Annotated in this window: 15 protein-coding genes; 10 read left to right on the forward strand and 5 right to left on the reverse strand. The window is 75.4% G+C overall.

Annotation, left to right across the window (positions count from 1 at the left end):
• Positions 1 to 3 precede the first annotated feature (3 nt).
• Positions 4 to 1,983 (reverse strand): AAA family ATPase, encoded by a 1,980-nt coding sequence (locus HLV61_RS14540; RefSeq protein ID WP_369256612.1) that lies wholly within the window; start codon positions 1,981 to 1,983, stop codon positions 4 to 6.
• Positions 1,980 to 2,960 (reverse strand): aldo/keto reductase, encoded by a 981-nt coding sequence (locus HLV61_RS14545; RefSeq protein ID WP_369256614.1) that lies wholly within the window; start codon positions 2,958 to 2,960, stop codon positions 1,980 to 1,982. Before HLV61_RS14545 ends, HLV61_RS14540 begins: the two co-directional genes overlap by 4 nt.
• A gap of 177 nt (positions 2,961 to 3,137) precedes the next feature.
• Between HLV61_RS14545 and HLV61_RS14550 the strand changes: the two genes are divergently transcribed.
• Positions 3,138 to 3,971 (forward strand): undecaprenyl-diphosphate phosphatase, encoded by an 834-nt coding sequence (locus HLV61_RS14550; RefSeq protein ID WP_369256616.1) that lies wholly within the window; start codon positions 3,138 to 3,140, stop codon positions 3,969 to 3,971.
• Positions 3,972 to 3,975: 4 nt separating this feature from the next.
• Here the strand turns inward: HLV61_RS14550 and HLV61_RS14555 are convergent, their stop codons facing one another.
• The gene (locus HLV61_RS14555) at positions 3,976 to 4,593 is read right to left on the reverse strand and encodes a GPP34 family phosphoprotein (RefSeq protein WP_369256618.1); all 618 of its coding nucleotides are present in this window, start codon (positions 4,591 to 4,593) and stop codon (positions 3,976 to 3,978) included.
• A gap of 97 nt (positions 4,594 to 4,690) precedes the next feature.
• Here HLV61_RS14555 and HLV61_RS14560 point away from each other — a divergent pair, with 97 nt between their 5' ends.
• The 4 genes from HLV61_RS14560 (at position 4,691) to HLV61_RS14575 (ending at position 7,566) form a co-directional block, all read left to right on the forward strand.
• On the forward strand, positions 4,691 to 5,395 hold the full coding sequence (locus HLV61_RS14560; protein WP_369256620.1) for a histidine phosphatase family protein: 705 nt from the start codon (positions 4,691 to 4,693) through the stop codon (positions 5,393 to 5,395).
• A gap of 50 nt (positions 5,396 to 5,445) precedes the next feature.
• Entirely contained in the window at positions 5,446 to 5,997 is a 552-nt protein-coding gene (locus HLV61_RS14565; RefSeq protein ID WP_369256622.1) for a DUF3090 family protein, read from the forward strand.
• A gap of 16 nt (positions 5,998 to 6,013) precedes the next feature.
• On the forward strand, positions 6,014 to 6,757 hold the full coding sequence (locus HLV61_RS14570) for an SCO1664 family protein (RefSeq protein ID WP_369256624.1): 744 nt from the start codon (positions 6,014 to 6,016) through the stop codon (positions 6,755 to 6,757).
• Between the two features lie 422 nt (positions 6,758 to 7,179).
• Positions 7,180 to 7,566 carry a VOC family protein gene (locus HLV61_RS14575; RefSeq protein ID WP_369256626.1) on the forward strand — a complete coding sequence of 129 codons (387 nt, stop codon included), beginning with the start codon at positions 7,180 to 7,182 and terminating at the stop codon, positions 7,564 to 7,566.
• A gap of 7 nt (positions 7,567 to 7,573) precedes the next feature.
• On the opposite strand, the gene HLV61_RS14580 is transcribed toward HLV61_RS14575, so the two are convergent.
• Entirely contained in the window at positions 7,574 to 8,290 is a 717-nt protein-coding gene (locus HLV61_RS14580) for a maleylpyruvate isomerase family mycothiol-dependent enzyme (protein WP_369256628.1), read from the reverse strand.
• A 37-nt stretch (positions 8,291 to 8,327) separates the two neighbouring features.
• Positions 8,328 to 9,311 (reverse strand): sugar-binding transcriptional regulator, encoded by a 984-nt coding sequence (locus HLV61_RS14585; RefSeq protein ID WP_369256630.1) that lies wholly within the window; start codon positions 9,309 to 9,311, stop codon positions 8,328 to 8,330.
• A 174-nt stretch (positions 9,312 to 9,485) separates the two neighbouring features.
• On the opposite strand from HLV61_RS14585, the gene HLV61_RS14590 reads away from it, so the two are divergent.
• From HLV61_RS14590 to HLV61_RS14610, 5 genes are all read left to right on the forward strand, one after another.
• Positions 9,486 to 11,231: a glycerol-3-phosphate dehydrogenase/oxidase gene (locus HLV61_RS14590; protein WP_369256632.1), complete on the forward strand. Its 1,746-nt coding sequence runs from the start codon at positions 9,486 to 9,488 to the stop codon at positions 11,229 to 11,231.
• A 150-nt stretch (positions 11,232 to 11,381) separates the two neighbouring features.
• Entirely contained in the window at positions 11,382 to 12,107 is a 726-nt protein-coding gene (locus tag HLV61_RS14595; RefSeq protein ID WP_369256634.1) for an MIP/aquaporin family protein, read from the forward strand.
• 41 nt (positions 12,108 to 12,148) lie between these two features.
• Positions 12,149 to 13,669: a glycerol kinase GlpK gene (gene glpK, locus HLV61_RS14600; protein WP_369256636.1), complete on the forward strand. Its 1,521-nt coding sequence runs from the start codon at positions 12,149 to 12,151 to the stop codon at positions 13,667 to 13,669.
• A gap of 134 nt (positions 13,670 to 13,803) precedes the next feature.
• Positions 13,804 to 15,069, forward strand: coding sequence for a cysteine--1-D-myo-inosityl 2-amino-2-deoxy-alpha-D-glucopyranoside ligase (gene mshC, locus HLV61_RS14605; RefSeq protein ID WP_369256638.1), 1,266 nt, complete (start codon positions 13,804 to 13,806; stop codon positions 15,067 to 15,069).
• Complete coding sequence (locus tag HLV61_RS14610) at positions 15,069 to 16,106, forward strand: HD domain-containing protein (protein WP_369256640.1); 1,038 nt, start codon at positions 15,069 to 15,071, stop codon at positions 16,104 to 16,106. Before mshC ends, HLV61_RS14610 begins: the two co-directional genes overlap by 1 nt.
• Positions 16,107 to 16,299 lie beyond the last annotated feature (193 nt).

A 16,299-nucleotide genomic window follows, 5' to 3' on the forward strand; every position in this document is an offset into this window, starting at 1 on the left:
CCCTCAGCCGCCGAGGTTCTCGCGGAGGAGCTGGGCCAGGCGGGTGCGCCGCGGGCGGACGTCGACCTCCCGCACCGCCCGCGCCAGCGCCGCGCCCGACGCGTGCACGATCGACAGGTGCTGCTGCGCGCGGGTGAGCGCGGTGTAGACCAGCGGCCGCGACAGCATCCCGCCGGCCTCCGGCGGCAGCACCACGACGACGCCCGGCCACTCCGACCCCTGCGCCCGGTGCACGGTGATCGCCCACCCGTGCTTGAGGTCGGGCAGCGCGTCGCCGGTGACGGTGACCGGCCCGGAGGAGAAGTCGACGGTCAGCGAGCCCTCGCCGGTGCCGGTGACGGTGCCGACCTCGCCGTTGGCGAACCCGATGGGCTCGAGGTCGAGGTGGTTGGCGGTGGCCACCACACGGTCGCCGACGTCGAAACCGAACACCGTCCCGTCGCCGGGGTTGAGCCTGTCCTTGAGCGCCCGGTTCAGCTCGATCGTGCCGGCCGGCCCGCGGTGCACCGGCGTCACCACCTGCACGTTGCGCGGGTCGATCCCCAGCGCCCGGGGGATCGAGTCGGTGACCAGCTGCACGACCCGGCGGGCGGCCTCGCCGCTGCCCGACGCCGGGACGACGACGACCTCGCGGTCGGGGGAGTCGACCGGCGGCAGCTCGCCGGTGCGCACCGCGCTCGCCAGCCGGGCGATGGCGCCGCCCTCGGCCTGCCGGTAGAGCGTGGTCAGCTCGGTCACCGGGACGGCGCCGGAGTCGATGAGGTCGCCGAGCACGTGCCCGGGCCCGATCGAGGGCAGCTGGGCGGGGTCGCCCACCAGCAGCAGGTGGGTGCCGTCGGGGCAGGCCTCGACCAGCGCCGCGGTGAGCTCTACGTCGAGCATCGAGGCCTCGTCCACCACGACGACGTCGGCGTCGAGGGGCCACTCCTCGTTGCGGGCGAACCCGCCGCCGAAGCCCTGCGCCTGCAGCAGCCGGTGCACCGTCACCGCGGGGTGGTCGGTCAGCTCCTCCAGGCGCTTGGCCGCCCGCCCGGTGGGCGCGGCCAGTGCCACCTCGGTGCCCTTGGCCCTGAGCAGCCGGACGACGGCGGCCACGGTGCGGCTCTTGCCGGTGCCGGGGCCGCCGGTGAGCAGCGAGACGCCGGCGCCCAGGACCTGCGCGACGGCCTGCTTCTGCGCCTCGTCCAGGCCCTTGGACACCGACCGGACGGCGGCGGGGTCGGCGATCCGCTCCGCGGTGGCCGCCAGCCGGGCCACGCCCTCGGCGACCTCCTCCTCGGCCATGCCGTAGCGGGCCAGGGACAGCGTCCGCAGCGCCGGGTCGGGCTCGGGCGGCTCGGCGTCGGAGTCCTCGTCCTCCTCCGGCTCCGGCGGCTCGTGGGCGAGCACGTCGGCGGACTCGACCGCCGCGGTGATCGCCGCCACCGGGTCGGTGACGCCCTCGGCGCGCAGCGCGGCGACGACCAGGTCGGCCGGCAGCACGGTGTGCCCGTCGCGGGCGGCGGTCCGCAGCGTCATGACGACGATCGCGCGGCCGCGACGGGAGTCCTGGCGGTCGGCGCCGGGCAGCAGCGAGATGGCCAGCCGGTCGGCGTCGCCGAGCTTGACGTTGTTGAGCCCCAGCAGCGCCCACGGGTCGTCGCGCAGCCGGCGCGCGGCGTCGTCGCCCAGGGAGTCGGCGGCCGAGGACGCCAGCTTGGCCTCCAGCCCGGCCGTGACCAGCAGCTGCACCACCTCGTAGGTGGGCGCCGCGGCCAGGAACGAGGAGAACAGCCGCTCGGCGCGCTGCTTGCCGACCCGCGGCATCTTCAGCAGCTTCGCCGCGGTGACGTCGTCGGGGGTGGTGATGCCGGCGCCGGGCAGCTCGGCGACGGCCCGCTTGCCCAGGCCCGGCCAGAGCCCGGCGGTGCAGAAGGCGCCGAAGACGGGGTCGGGCCACACGGGTGCCGGGACCGGTGCGGTGCGGGTCGCGGGCGAGCTCATCGGGCGGCCCTCTGGTCGGGGTAGGAGAAGTGCGGCGCCGACACGTCCTCGAGCGCGGTGCGGATGGCGGCGGGCAGCCGGACGGTGTCGGCGTCGAGGGAGGCCTGCAGCTGGGCGGCGGTGCGCGCGCCGACGACGGGGGCGACGACGCCGGGGCGGTCGCGGACCCAGGCCAGCGCCACGGCCAGCGGCGAGGTGCCCAGGCCGTCGGCGGCGGTGACGACCGCCTCGACGATCCGGTCGGCGGTGGCCGAGCGCAGGTCGTCGACGAAGCCGGCCCACTGCGGCGAGGCGCCGCGGGACTCCGGCGGGGTGCCGGTGCGGTACTTGCCGGTGAGCAGCCCGCGGCCCAGCGGCGACCACGCCAGCACGCCGAGGCCGAGCGCCTCGGCGGCCGGCACGACCTCCCGCTCGACGCCGCGCTGCAGCAGCGAGTACTCGACCTGGGTGCTCACCAGCGACGTGCGGCCGGGCCAGGCGCGCTGCCAGGTGGCCGCCTGCGCGGTCTGCCAGCCGGTGTAGTTGCTCACACCCACGTAGCGCACGCGGCCGGTGGCGACGGCGGTGTCGCAGGCGGCGAGGGTCTCCTCGAGCGGGGTGTGCTCGTCCCAGGCGTGCAGCTGCCACAGGTCGACGTGCTCGACGCCCAGGCGGGCCAGCGACGCGTCGAGCGCGGCCAGCAGGTGCCCGCGGGACGCGCCGCGGCCGAGCGGCCCGGGCCCGGTGCGGCCCACGGCCTTGGTGGCCACCAGCACCTCCGACCGCGGGACGACGTCGGCCAGCAGCCGGCCCAGCGTCCGCTCGCTGTCGCCGTCGCAGTAGACGTCCGCGGTGTCGACGAGGGTGCCCCCGGCGTCGACGAACGCGGTGAGCTGCAGTGCCGCCTCGTCCTCGTCGGTGTCCCGGCCCCAGGTCATGGTGCCCAGCGCCAGCCGGGAGACGACCAGGCCGCTGCGTCCCAGCGCCCGTTGTTCCACGACCGGCCAACCTACCGCCGAGGGACGACACCGGCCGGAGGGCGCGGCGGGTCGGGGACGGCGCGCCGGTGTGGCTCCGGCCGCACCGCGGGGTCCGACCTAGGCTGACCCCCCGTGCTCCCGTTCCGCCCGTGCCCGCCCGCCCGCCCGACGACGGACCGGCGGGGCTGACCGGCCGTGGGGTGGTTCGAGGCGATCGTCCTGGGGCTGGTGCAGGGGCTGACGGAGTTCCTGCCGATCTCCTCCAGCGCACACCTGCGGGTGGTCGGCGAGGCCGCCGGCTGGGGTGATCCCGGCGCGGCGTTCACCGCGATCACGCAGATCGGCACCGAGGCCGCGGTGCTCCTGTACTTCCGCAGGGACATCGCGCGGATCGTCGTCGCGTGGCTGCGGGCGCTGGTCGACCGCACGGAGCGCTCGGACCCTGACGCCCGCATGGGCTGGCTGATCATCATCGGGAGCATCCCGATCGTCGTCCTCGGCCTGCTGTTCCAGGACGACATCGAGACGACGCTGCGCGACCTGCGGATCGTGGCCATCTCGCTGGTGGCGTTCTCCCTGGTCCTCTACTGGGCCGACCGGGTGGGCCGCAAGCAGCGGGAGCTGCGGCAGCTCACCGTCCGCGACGGGCTGCTGTTCGGCCTCGCGCAGGCGATGGCACTGGTGCCGGGCGTGTCCCGCTCCGGCGGCACGATCACCATGGGGTTGTTCCTCGGCTACACCCGCGCGGCCGCGGCCCGGTACTCGTTCCTGCTGGCCGTCCCGGCGGTGCTCGGTTCGGGTGCCTTCCAGGTGTACGAGGTGCTCACCGGCGGCGTCGAGGGGGAGACGGTGTCCTGGGGGCCGACGGCCCTCGCCACGGTCATCGCCTTCGCCGTCGGCCTGTCGGTGATCGCCTGGCTGCTGCGCTACCTCGACCGGGGCACGTTCACGCCGTTCGTCGTCTACCGCGTGGTGCTGGGGCTCGCGCTGCTCGCGCTGGTCGGCGGAGGGGTCCTCGCCCCGAAGTAGCGCCTCACCAGGGCGTCCCGAGGTCGGCGATGGTGGTGGTGCCGAGGGAGTCGTGCCACCGGCGCGACACCGTGATGACCTCGGCGGCCATGCGGGTCACCCACTCCGCCGGTCCGCACGCGGCCAGCAGGCGCTCGTCGGCCTCGGCGAAGCGGCCGTCGACCAGGCCCGCGACCGTGGCGAGGACCGCGGTGGCGGCCCGCTCCGGAGCAGGGTCGGCTCCTCCGGTGGGAACGGCCACCGCGGGGGCCAGGGCGGACCGGGACGACGACGGGTCCGCCGGCCGGTAGCGGTCCGGCCGCCACGGCAGCAGCGACGCCCGCGCCACCCAGAGCCCGCGGCCCACCAGTTCCCCGGCCGCCTCCGCCAGGCCCGTCCGGCCGCGCTCGACCAGATCGGCCAGCGGGCGTCCCGGGTCCGCGTCGACCTCTGCCACCAGCCCCTCGGCGACCGGGCCCGCCTCCGGCCCGGGCAGCAGGTCGACGGCGTCGGCCTCCTCGACGAGGCGCCCGGCGAGGACCAGGTCGACCAGGCCGCCCGCGCGCACCGCCTGCCCGGCCGAGCGGGACGGTGTCAGGCGCCCGTCCGCCTGCAGGCACAGCAGCGCCAGGTGAGCAGCCACGCGCATCCCGTCCGTCTCCACGTCCGGCCCTCCGTTCCTCCCGACCGATGATCACCGCGGACGGCGTCGTCCGGGACGCCCGCCTAGTCTCGGCCGCGTGACCACCGTCATCCTCCTGCGCCACGGTCGGACGACGGCGAACGCCGGTGGCGTGCTGGCCGGCTGGACCCCGGGCGTGCAGCTCGACGAGACCGGGCACGCGCAGGTGGCCGCGGTGGGGGCCCGCCTCGCTCCGGTGCCGCTGGCCGCGGTGGTGAGCAGCCCGCTGGAGCGCTGCCGGCAGACGGCCGGCGCCGTGCTCGACGGCCGCGGCCTGGAGCTGCGGACCGACGACCGCCTCGGCGAGGCCCGCTACGGCGACTGGACCGGCCGGCCGCTCAAGGAGCTGGTCAAGGACCCGATGTGGAAGGTCGTGCAGCAGCACCCGTCGGCGGCGGTCTTCCCCGGCGCCGGGGGGGAGGGGCTGGCGCAGACCCAGGCCCGCGCCGTGGCCGCCGTCCGCGAGTGGAACGCCCGGCTGGGGCCCGACGCGGTGTGGCTCGCGTGCAGCCACGGTGACGTCATCAAGGCCGTCCTCGCCGACGCCCTCGGCCTGCACCTGGACGCCTTCCAGCGGATCGTGGTCGACCCGGCGTCGATCTCGGTGGTCACCTACACCGAGACCCGCCCGTTCGTCGTCCGCACGAACGACACCGGCGGCGACGTCACCGCGCTCGTCCCGCCGAAGAAGCGCCCGCGGCGGCGGCGGGGCAGGGACTCCGACGCCGTCGTGGGCGGCGGCGCGGGGGCGGCCGCGACCTGAACGCCCGCGACCTGAACGCCACGGTCCGGGCGCCCGCGTAACCTGGGCGCGTGTCCCGCCAGGTCCATCGATTCGACCGCCCGTCCCGGTTCGTCGCCGGCACGGTGGGCCAGCCCGGGGACCGCACCTTCTACCTGCAGGCCTCCGACGCCGAGGGCCGCGTGGTCAGCGTCGCGCTGGAGAAGTCGCAGGTGCAGGTCCTCGCCGAGCGCATGGACGAGCTCCTCGACGAGATCGCCACGCGCCCCGGAACGGCCGTCCCCACCGCCGCCGACGTCGACGACCTCGACCCGCTGACCCCTCCCGTCGACGAGGAGTTCCGCGTCGCCGCCATGGGCCTGGCCTGGGACGGCGAGGCGCAGGCCGTCGTCGTCGAGGCCGTGGCCGCCACCGACGAGCCGGTCGACGAGGACGCCATCCTCTCCGACGCCGAGGAGGGCCCCGACGCGCTGCGGGTGACCATCACCCCCGGCGCGGCCCGCTCGTTCGTGGCCCGCGCCCGCCGCGTCGTCGCCGCCGGACGGCCGTCGTGCCCGCTGTGCTCGCTGCCGCTGGACCCGACCGGGCACGTCTGCCCGCGGCAGAACGGCTACCGCCGCTGATCCGGGGGTGCCGGCGATGAGCGAGCCCGTGGAGGAGCTGCGCGCCCCGGCCGGTGATGCCGAAGCGCGGACCCTGCTGCTCGAGGGCGAGATCGACGTCGAGGGCCGGATGATCGACGCCAGCAACGTGACGCTGTTCGGCACGCTGCGCACCGGCACGCTCGAGGCGGAGTGCGTCTACAAGCCGGTCGCCGGTGAGCGTCCGCTCTGGGACTTCCCCGACGGCACGCTGGCCGGCCGCGAGGTCTCGGCCGCGCTGGTCAGCGAGGCCACCGGCTGGTCGGTCGTGCCGCCCACCGTGCTGCGCGAGGGCCCGTTCGGGCCGGGCATGGTGCAGCTGTGGATCGACGGCGACCCCGACGTCGACCTGGCCCGGTTCGTCCGCTCCGACCACCCGGGGCTGCGCCGCATGGCGGTGTTCGACGCCGTCGTGAACAACGCCGACCGCAAGGGCGGGCACATCATCCCGACGACGTCGGGGCACGTGTACGGCGTCGACCACGGCATCTGCTTCTCGCCGGACCCGAAGCTGCGCACGCTGCTGTGGCGCTGGGCGGGCAAGCCGCTGCCGCTGGAGGCACTGGCGGTGCTCGAGCGGCTGGCCGACGACCTGCGCGGTGACCTCGCCGAGGCGCTGCACGAGCACCTCACCCGCCGCGAGGTCCGCTGCACCCAGCAGCGGGTGGCCGAGCTGCTGCGCACGCAGCTGCACCCCGAGCCGTCGGGGGACTGGCCCGCCCTGCCCTGGCCCCCCTTCTGAGCGGACCCGCCCGGATCCGGTGACGTGCGGTCGAGGTGCGTTCGGGCCGCGGGATGCGCCGGAACCGCACACCTCCGGTGAGCGTGCGCGCCGAGGCCGCACGGGGTCTCGGAACCCGGCCCGGGCGCACACGTTCGGCCCGCGCGACCTCGCCGGCATCGGTGACGTGCGGTCGTGGCGCGTTCCGCCCGCGGGATGCGCCGGAACCGCACACCACCGCGGCAGCGGTGTACGCCGGCACGGGCCACCGGGGTCCACCGGTCGCGTCCCGCCCCGGGCGTGTGCGCCGACGCCGCGCTCTCGGCTCCGGAACCCGGCCTGAGCGCACACGTTCGACCCGCCGCCGGTCGGGTGGTGCGCGTCCCGGACCCGGAGTGCACGGGGAGCGGACATCGTCGGAGGCGCGCGGCAGGCTGCCCGGCATGCCGCACCGCTCGCGCGTCGCCGTCCTGCTGCTCGACCTGCCGCCGGAGGTGCACGTCGCCGGCACGGACTTCTGGTCGGCCGCCACCGGCAACCCGGTCGAGCCGGACATGACCGATCCCGACTGGCACCGCCTGGGGTTCCTCGGCGGCGGGCTGTCCTTCGAGGTGCAGCGCACGGGGGAGGGGACGCCGCCGCGGTGGCACGTCGACGTCGAGACCGACGACATCCCCGCCGAGGTCGCCCGGCTCGAGGCGCTGGGCGCCCGGCGGACGGCGGACATGGGCTCGTTCTGGCAGATGACCGACCCGGCGGGGCTGGTGTTCTGCGTGGTCGGCGTCCAGACCGGCGAGGCGTTCGAGCGCCACGCCACCACCTGGCCCTGAGGCGGCGTCAGGACAGGTCGACGGCGGCGATCATCGCGGCGGCCTGCAGGCCGTCGCCGTCGACGGTGAGCACCTCGAGCGGCACCCGCCGCCAGCAGGCGAGCAGCAGGTCGCCGGCCGTGCCGCGCAGCGTGGCCACCGGCTGGGGACGCGAGCCGGCGAACAGCGTGCGCTCCACCCCGGCGTCGATCGCGTGCAGCACCACCGGGTGCGCACCCTCGGGCGGGCCGTCGGGCAGCGCCCCGGGCACCATGACCTCCAGCCACTCGTCGAGGCCGTCGAGGCCGACGTCGGCGGGGATCGGCCGCACGTCGCCGAGGACCTGCTCGACGTCGACGGTGTGCACCACGGCCTCCTGGACCTGCCGGCGCAGGACGAAGCCGACGTCCTTCCGGGGCGCCCAGGTCCACACCCCCTCGGCCGGGTCGGCGGCGGCCAGCACGGTCTCCAGCTCCGCGGACTGCGCGGCCGCCCAGGCCAGCAGCTCGTCGTCGGGACGGCGGGCCGGTTCGACGTACCCGCCCGGGTCGGTGGCGCGGGTGCGCACGACGAACGCCCAGAAGTGCTGCACCTCGCCCAGGTGCGCGACCAGGTCGGCCAGCGTCCAGCCCGGGCAGCCGGGCACCGGGGCGGCCCACCCGCGGGCCAGCACGGCCTCGGCGGCCGCGTCGGCGAAGCGGGCGTCGACCCGGCGCAGCTCCGGCAGGTAGCCCGACAGCTCCATCTCGGCCTCCTCGCGGCAGCTCCGGTGCGGCCCGACGCTAGCGGCTCCAGAGGGCCGGGACCGGGCGGGGCGCGGTGCGGCGCAGCAGCAGCGCCGAGGCGGTGCGCTCGTCGAGCACCAGGTCGGTGACCAGCCCGCCGGCCAGTGCCGCGGCCAGCGCGGTCACCTTGTGGACGCCGGACACCGCGCACACCCGCCGCGGGATGCGCCGCAGCGCCGGCGGGACCAGGCCGCTGGTGCGGGCGTTGATCGGGATGCCCTCCCACGACCCGTCGCCGCGCAGGAACACGGTGCACACGTCGCCGACGACGGAGGCGGCGGCCAGGTCGGCGCGGTCGGCGTGGGTGAGGTACCCCTCGGCCCACACCCGGCTCGGGACGGCGCCGGCCACCGCGCCGATGCCGAACAGGGCGACGTCGGCGGACTGCTGGATGCCGAGCACCCGGCGCACGCTGCGCTCGCGCCACATGGCCTGGCGGGTCTCGGGCCGGTCGAAGAACGCCGGCACGGGGAAGTGGTGCACCTGCGCGTCCCAGGCGGTGCCGAACCGGCCGAGGACGTCGCTGCCGTACCCCACGCCGCTGCTGTGGGTGTTCATCGCGCCGTTGAGCTGGACGACGTGGGCGTCGCGCAGCGGCCGCGCCCGCAGGTGCTGCCCGACCGCGCTGGTGGTGGTGCCCCAGGCCAGCCCGAGGGTCATCCCGTCGCCCATCGCCTCGTCCAGGACGGCCGCGGTGCGGTCGGCCACGAGCTGCAACCGGGCGACGTCGGGGGCGTCGTCGGGCACCGCCTCGACACGCGCGGTCACGCCGTACCGGTGCCCGAGCTCGGTCGCCATCGCCGCTGCACGTCCGTGCACGGCGTTCACGGACACGGTGACGATCCCGAGCGCCCGTGCGGCATCCAGCATCCGGGACACCGTGGAGCGCGAGATCCCCTCCTCGACGGCGATGTCCTCCATCCGGACGCGGTCCAGCCAGTACCGCCTGGACACACGCTCCAGGTCCTCGTCGGCCGCCACGCCGTTCCTCCTCCCCGCCCGGGAGGCCCTGGGCGCGGCCTCCACGCTAGTCCCGGCGTGCACGGATGTGCAGACGGTTGCCCCGGGGGCCGGAGAGGTGCAAGTTGCACCCTGTCCCCGGGTGGCGGCACGCCCGCCGCCGCCCCGCACCACCCGCACCACCCAGGAGTCCCGGTGTCCACAGCCCTCTCGCCCGAGGTCCGCACCTCCGCCCTCGACCGCATGTCCCGCGAGGTCCTCGACGTCCTGGTCATCGGCGGCGGCGTCACCGGTGCCGGCGCCGCCCTCGACGCCGCCAGCCGTGGCCTGTCGGTCGGCCTGCTCGAGCAGCGCGACTGGGCCTCGGGCACCTCCAGCCGGGCCAGCAAGCTGGTGCACGGCGGCCTGCGCTACCTGGAGATGCTCGACTTCGCCCTCGTCCGCGAGGCGCTGCACGAGCGTGGCCTGCTCGTCGGCCGGCTCGCCCCGCACCTGGTCCACCCGGTGCCGTTCCTCTACCCGCTGCGCCACCGTGTCTGGGAGCGGGTCTACACCGGCGCCGGCATCGCGCTCTACGACGTCCTCGGCGGCGTGCTCGGCCGGGTGGGCGGCCGCGGCGTCCCGCTGCACCGCCACCTGTCGAAGAAGGCGCTGCGCCGGGTCGCCCCCTCGCTGCGCGACGACGTCGCCATCGGCGCCATCCGCTACTGGGACGCCAAGGTCGACGACGCCCGCCTGGTCCAGGTGCTGGTGCGCACCGCCGTCGGCCACGGCGCGCTGGCCGCCAGCCGCACGCAGGTCACCGGCTACCACGAGGAGGACGGCCGGGTCGCCGGCGTGCGCGCCGTCGACCTCGAGACCGGCCGCGAGCTGACCATCCGCGCCCGCCACGTCGTCGGCGCCACCGGCGTGTGGACCGACCAGGTGCAGGAGCTCTTCGCCGCCCAGGGCCTGACCGTGCGTGCTTCCAAGGGCGTGCACATCGCCGTCCCGCGCGAGGTCATCGCCGGCGACGACGGTTTCATCCTGCGCACCGAGAAGAGCGTGCTGTTCATCATCCCGTGGCCGACGCACTGGGTGATCGGCACGACCGACACCCCGTGGGACCTCGCCAAGGACCACCCGGTCGCCTCGGCCGCCGACGTCGACTACCTGCTCGAGCACGCCAACGCGGTCCTCACCCGCCCGCTCACCCGCGACGACGTCCTCGGCGTGTACACCGGGCTGCGCCCGCTGCTGCAGCCGATCGACGTGGAGGCCGGCGGGACCACGCGGGTCTCCCGCGAGCACACCGTGGCCACCGTCCGGCCGGGCCTGACGATGATCGCCGGCGGCAAGTACACGACCTACCGCGTCATGGCCCGCGACGTCGTCGACATGGCCCTGGGGGACCGGGCGCCCGGCGAGGACGCCGAGGCGGAGATCCCCGCCTCGCTCACCGAGGAGCTGCCCCTGGCCGGCGCCGACGGCTACCGGGTCCGCTGGAACCGCAAGGCCCACCTGGCGGCGGCGCACGGCTGGACCGAGACCCGCGTGGAGCACCTGCTCGACCGCTACGGAAGCCTCGTCGACGAGGTCCTCGCCCTGGTCGACGCCGACCCCGACCTGGGCCGCCCGCTGGAGGGCGCGCCGGACTACCTGCGGGCCGAGGTGGTCTACGCCGTCACCGCCGAGGGCGCCCTGCACCTGGAGGACGTGCTCACCCGCCGCACCCGGCTGTCCTACGAGCAGGCCGACCGCGGAACGGCGTCGGCCCGCCCGGCCGCCGAGCTCATGGCCCGGATGCTCGGCTGGGACGACGCGCAGCTCGAGCAGGAGATCTCCACGTACCTGGCCCGGGTCGAGGCCGAGCACGCCGCCGAGGCGATGCCCGACGACACCTCGGCCGAGCGGGCGCGGCTGCAGGCACCGGAGATCCGGCCCTTCGCCAGCGCCTCCTGACCCGACCGGGCCGGCGGGGCAGTCCCCGCCGGCCCGGCGCCCCACGACGATCCCGGCGAGAGGAGGGACAGGACAGGGATCCCGCACGACCCGCCCGAGCCGGGCGGGACCCCCATCCCGGCACCACCGGACACAGAGAGGTGTCTACGCGTGTCACTCGTCTCCGTCTTCTTCTCCGAGGTCCTCGGCACGGGGCTGCTGCTCCTGCTGGGCATCGGCGTCGTCGCCAACGTGCTGCTCACCGACTCGAAGGGCCGCGGCGCGGACTGGCTGCTGATCAGCTTCGGCTGGGGCCTGGCGGTCTTCGTCGGCGTCTACGCCGCCTACCGCAGCGGCGCGCACCTCAACCCGGCCGTCACCATCGGGCTGTGGGCCTCCGGGGCCGACGTCTACGCCGCCGACGTCCCCATCACCTTCGGCAGCACGCTCGTCTACCTCGCCGGTGAGTTCGTCGGCGCGTTCCTCGGGGCCGTCGTCGCCTGGCTGGCCTACCGCAACCACTACGACGCCCACCCCGACGCCGGGGAGGTGCTGGGCACCTTCTCCACCGGCCCGGCGATCCGCAGCCCCGCGTGGAACGTCGTGACCGAGGCGATCGGCACCTTCGTGCTGATCTACGTCATCCTCGCCTTCGGCAACACACCCAGCCAGATCGGGCCCCTCGCCGTCGCCCTGCTGGTGGTCTCCATCGGCGCCTCGCTCGGCGGGCCCACCGGCTACGCCATCAACCCGGCCCGCGACCTCGGCCCCCGCATCGCGCACGCCGTCCTGCCCATCCGAGGCAAGGGCGGCAGCGACTGGGGCTACTCGTGGGTCCCGGTCGTCGGACCGATCATCGGCGCCGTCCTGGCCGGCCTGCTCGCCCGGGTCTTCTGACCCGTCCCACCCCCGCTGCAACGACGCACCAGGAGGAAGCAGTGACCACCTACATCGCCGCCATCGACCAGGGCACCACCAGCACCCGCTGCATGGTCTTCGACCATGCCGGCGCCGTCGTGGCCGTCGGCCAGAAGGAGCACCGCCAGATCTTCCCGCGCGCCGGGTGGGTCGAGCACGACGCGGTCGAGATCTGGACCAACGTCCGGGAGGTCGTCGGCCAGGCCCTGGCCCGGGCCGACCTGACCGGCTCGGACCTCGCCGCCGTCGGCCTGACCAACCAGCGCGAGACCACGGTCGTCTGGGACCGGAAGACCGGCGAGCCGGTGTACAACGCCATCGTCTGGCAGGACACCCGCACCGACCGGATCGTCACCGAGCTCGGCGAGCTGGGTGGGGGAGCGGAGCGCTACAAGGACAAGGTCGGCCTGCCGCTGGCCACCTACTTCGCCGGGCCCAAGGTCACCTGGATCCTCGACAACGTCGAGGGCGCCCGCGAGCGCGCCGAGCGCGGCGAGCTGCTCATGGGCACGATCGACAGCTGGCTGCTGTGGAACATGACCGGCGGCGCCGACGGCGGGCAGCACCTCACCGACGTCAGCAACGCCTCGCGCACGATGCTCATGGACTACAAGACCCTCAAGTGGGACGAGTCGATCGCCGCGGACATGCGGATCCCGATGTCCATGCTGCCGGAGATCCGCTCCAACTCCGAGGTCTACGGCGAGGGCCGCAAGGCCGGCGCCCTGGCCGGCGTGAAGATCGCCGGGTCGCTCGGTGACCAGCAGGCGGCCACCTTCGGCCAGGTCTGCTTCTCGCCGGGCATGGCCAAGAACACCTACGGCACCGGCAACTTCCTGCTGCTCAACACCGGCGAGGAGGCCGTGGCGTCGAAGAACGGCCTGCTGACGACGGTCTGCTACAAGATCGGCGACCGCAAGCCGATCTACGCGCTCGAGGGCTCGATCGCCGTCACCGGCTCGCTGGTGCAGTGGGTGCGCGACAACCTGCGGCTCATCGGCGGGGCGGCGGAGATCGAGGCGGTGGCCCGGTCCGTGGACGACAACGGCGGCGCCTACTTCGTGCCGGCGTTCTCCGGCCTGTTCGCCCCGCACTGGCGCTCCGACGCCCGCGGTGCGCTGGTCGGGCTGACCCGCTACGTCAACCGCGGGCACCTGGCCCGGGCGGTGCTGGAGGCCACGGCCTACCAGACCCGCGAGGTCGTGGAGGCCATGAACGCCGACTCCGGCGTCGACCTCACCGAGCTGCGGGTCGACGGCGGCATGGTGGTCAACGAGCTGCTCATGCAGTTCCAGGCCGACATCCTCGGCGTCGACGTCGTCCGGCCCCAGATCGCCGAGACGACGGCGCTCGGCGCGGCGTACGCGGCGGGCCTGGCGGTCGGCTTCTGGGCCGACGAGGACGAGCTGACCAGCCAGTGGGCCGAGGACAAGCGGTGGAGCCCGGCGATGGAGTCGGCCGACCGCGACCGGTACTACCGCAAGTGGCAGAAGGCGGTGCAGCGCACCCTCGACTGGGTCGACGACGACGACGCCGAGTAGGGAGAGGACCCCTCTGCCCCCCGCCCCTCGCACGCTCGGGGCGGGACCCTGCAGAAGGAGCGTCCAGCGGGCGCCGTCCCCAGCGGGGGACGGCGTCCGCGGGCGCGTCCGGCCGCGACACTAGGCTCGCTGGCGTGCTCGCCTGGCCCGCCCCGCTCCTGCCGACCCTCCCGGGCCCCGGCCCGACGCTGCGGCTGTTCGACACCGCGCGCGGCCAGGTGGTCGACACCGAGCCCGGCCCGGTGGCCCGGATGTACGTCTGCGGGATCACCCCCTACGACGCCACCCACCTCGGCCACGCCGCCACCTACCTGGCCTTCGACCTGGTCAACCGGCTGTGGCGGGACGCCGGGCACGCCGTCCACTACGTGCAGAACGTGACCGACGTCGACGACCCGCTGCTCGAGCGGGCCGAGCGCGACGGCGAGGACTGGGTCGTGCTCGCGATGCGCGAGACCGCGCTGTTCCGCGAGGACATGACCGCGCTGCGCGTGCTGCCGCCCGAGGACTACGTGGGCGCGGTCGCGACCATCCCGCGGATCGTGGCGCACGTGGAGACGCTGCTCGACGCCGGCCTGGCCTACGTCCTCGACGACGGCACGGACGACGTCTACCACGACGTCGCCCAGGCGCCCGGCTTCGGCGAGGAGTCCGGCTTCGACGAGGCCACGATGCTGACGCTGTCGGCCGAGCGCGGCGGCGACCCCGACCGCCCGGGCAAGCGCAACCGCCTCGATCCGCTGCTGTGGCGCGGCCGGCGCGAGGGCGAGCCGTCCTGGCCCGGCCCCCGCGGCATCGAGGGCCGGCCCGGCTGGCACATCGAGTGCGCGGCCATCGCCCTGGACACCATCGGCATGGGGTTCGACGTGCAGGGCGGCGGCAGCGACCTCGTGTTCCCGCACCACGAGTACTCCGCCGTCCACGCCGAGGCGCTCACCGCCACCACGACGGGGGTGAAGGAGCCCTTCGCGCAGGCCTACGTGCACGCGGCGATGATCGGCCTCGACGGCGAGAAGATGAGCAAGAGCCGGGGCAACCTGGTGTTCGTCTCCAAGCTGCGCGGCGAGGGCGTCGACCCCATGGCGATCCGGCTGGCGCTGCTGTCGGGCCACTACCGCACCGACCGCGCCTGGACGCCGGACCTGCTGACCGCCGCCGAGCAGCGGCTGGACACCTGGCGCCGTGCCGCGGCCCACCACGCCGGCGCCCCCGCCGCACCGGTGCTCGCGGCGCTGCGCGAGCGGCTCTCCGACGACCTCGACAGCCCCGGCGCCATCGCCGCCGTGGACGCGTGGGCGGCGGCGACACTGGCCGGCGAGGGGGAGACGGAGGACGGGGCGCCGGCCGTGGTCGCCGACGCCGTCGACGCGCTGCTGGGCGTCGTCCTCCAGGAGGCCTGATGGCCGGTGGCGGGGGGTTCCGCTCCACCGACCGCGCCGCCCGGGAACGCGAGGAGGAGGCGCTCGCCCCGGCCGCCACGCGCGCGGCGGCCACCCGCGGCCGCGCCGTGGCCGAGCCCGAGGACCCGCTGCGCACCGCCTTCGAGCGCGACCGGGACCGGATCCTGCACGCCAAGGCCTTCCGCCGGCTCAAGCACAAGACGCAGGTCTTCCTCAACCCCGACGGCGACCACTTCGTCACCCGGCTCACCCACACGCTGCAGGTGACCCAGGTGGCGCGCGCCATCGCCCGCGCCCTGGGGCTCAACGAGACGCTGGCCGAGGCGATCGCGCTGGGCCACGACGTCGGCCACTCGCCGTTCGGCCACATCGGCGAGGACGCCTTCGCCCCCTACGTGCCCGGCGGCTGGCACCACGCCGCGCAGGGCGTGCGGATCGTCGAGGTGCTCGAGCACCTCAACCTGACCTGGGAGGTGCGCGACGGCATCCGCGCGCACAGCTGGAAGATCACCCCGCCGCCGGCCACGCGCGAGGGGGAGTGCGTCCGCTACGCCGACCGGATCGCCTACCTCTCGCACGACGCGCTCGACGCCGTCCGGGCCGGGGTGCTGCGGGCCGGTGACCTGCCCGCCCGCGCGCGCGAGGTGTTCGGCGAGCCGGGCAGCGCGATGGTGGGCGCGATGGTCGACGCCGTCGTCGAGGGCTCGCTGGCCGACGGCGGCGCGGTGGTCATGGCGCCCGGGCCGCTGGCCGCGATGCACGAGCTGCGGGCGTTCATGTTCCAGCGGGTCTACGTGTCCGAGACGGCCGCGGGGCAGAAGCAGCTCGCGATCGACGTCATCCGCCGGCTCGTCGACCACCACCTCGCCCATCCCGAGCTCATCCCCGCCACCTACCGCGACACCGCGGCCGACCCGGTGACGCAGGTCGTCGACCACGTCTCGGGCATGACCGACCGCTTCGCGCTGGCGACCCACGACCGGCTCTTCGGCGACGACGCCGCCGCCCGCATGGCCCCGCTCCTGCGCCGGGGCTGACCGTGCGGGCCGGGGTGGTCACGGTCGTGCGCGCGCCGGCCGCCGTCTGACGCCGTCCCTCCTGGAGTGCTCCTGGACCGGCCGGAGCCCTGCAGGACCCCTGCGGGACGAGGACGGCCCCAGCAGCGCGCCCACTGAGCGGCCACGGTGACCGTTATCCCCAACTCAGCGTCACACCCCACCCGCGCGGGGC

This window comes from Geodermatophilus amargosae, from assembly GCF_041028265.1.
Taxonomy (GTDB): domain Bacteria; phylum Actinomycetota; class Actinomycetes; order Mycobacteriales; family Geodermatophilaceae; genus Geodermatophilus; species Geodermatophilus amargosae_A.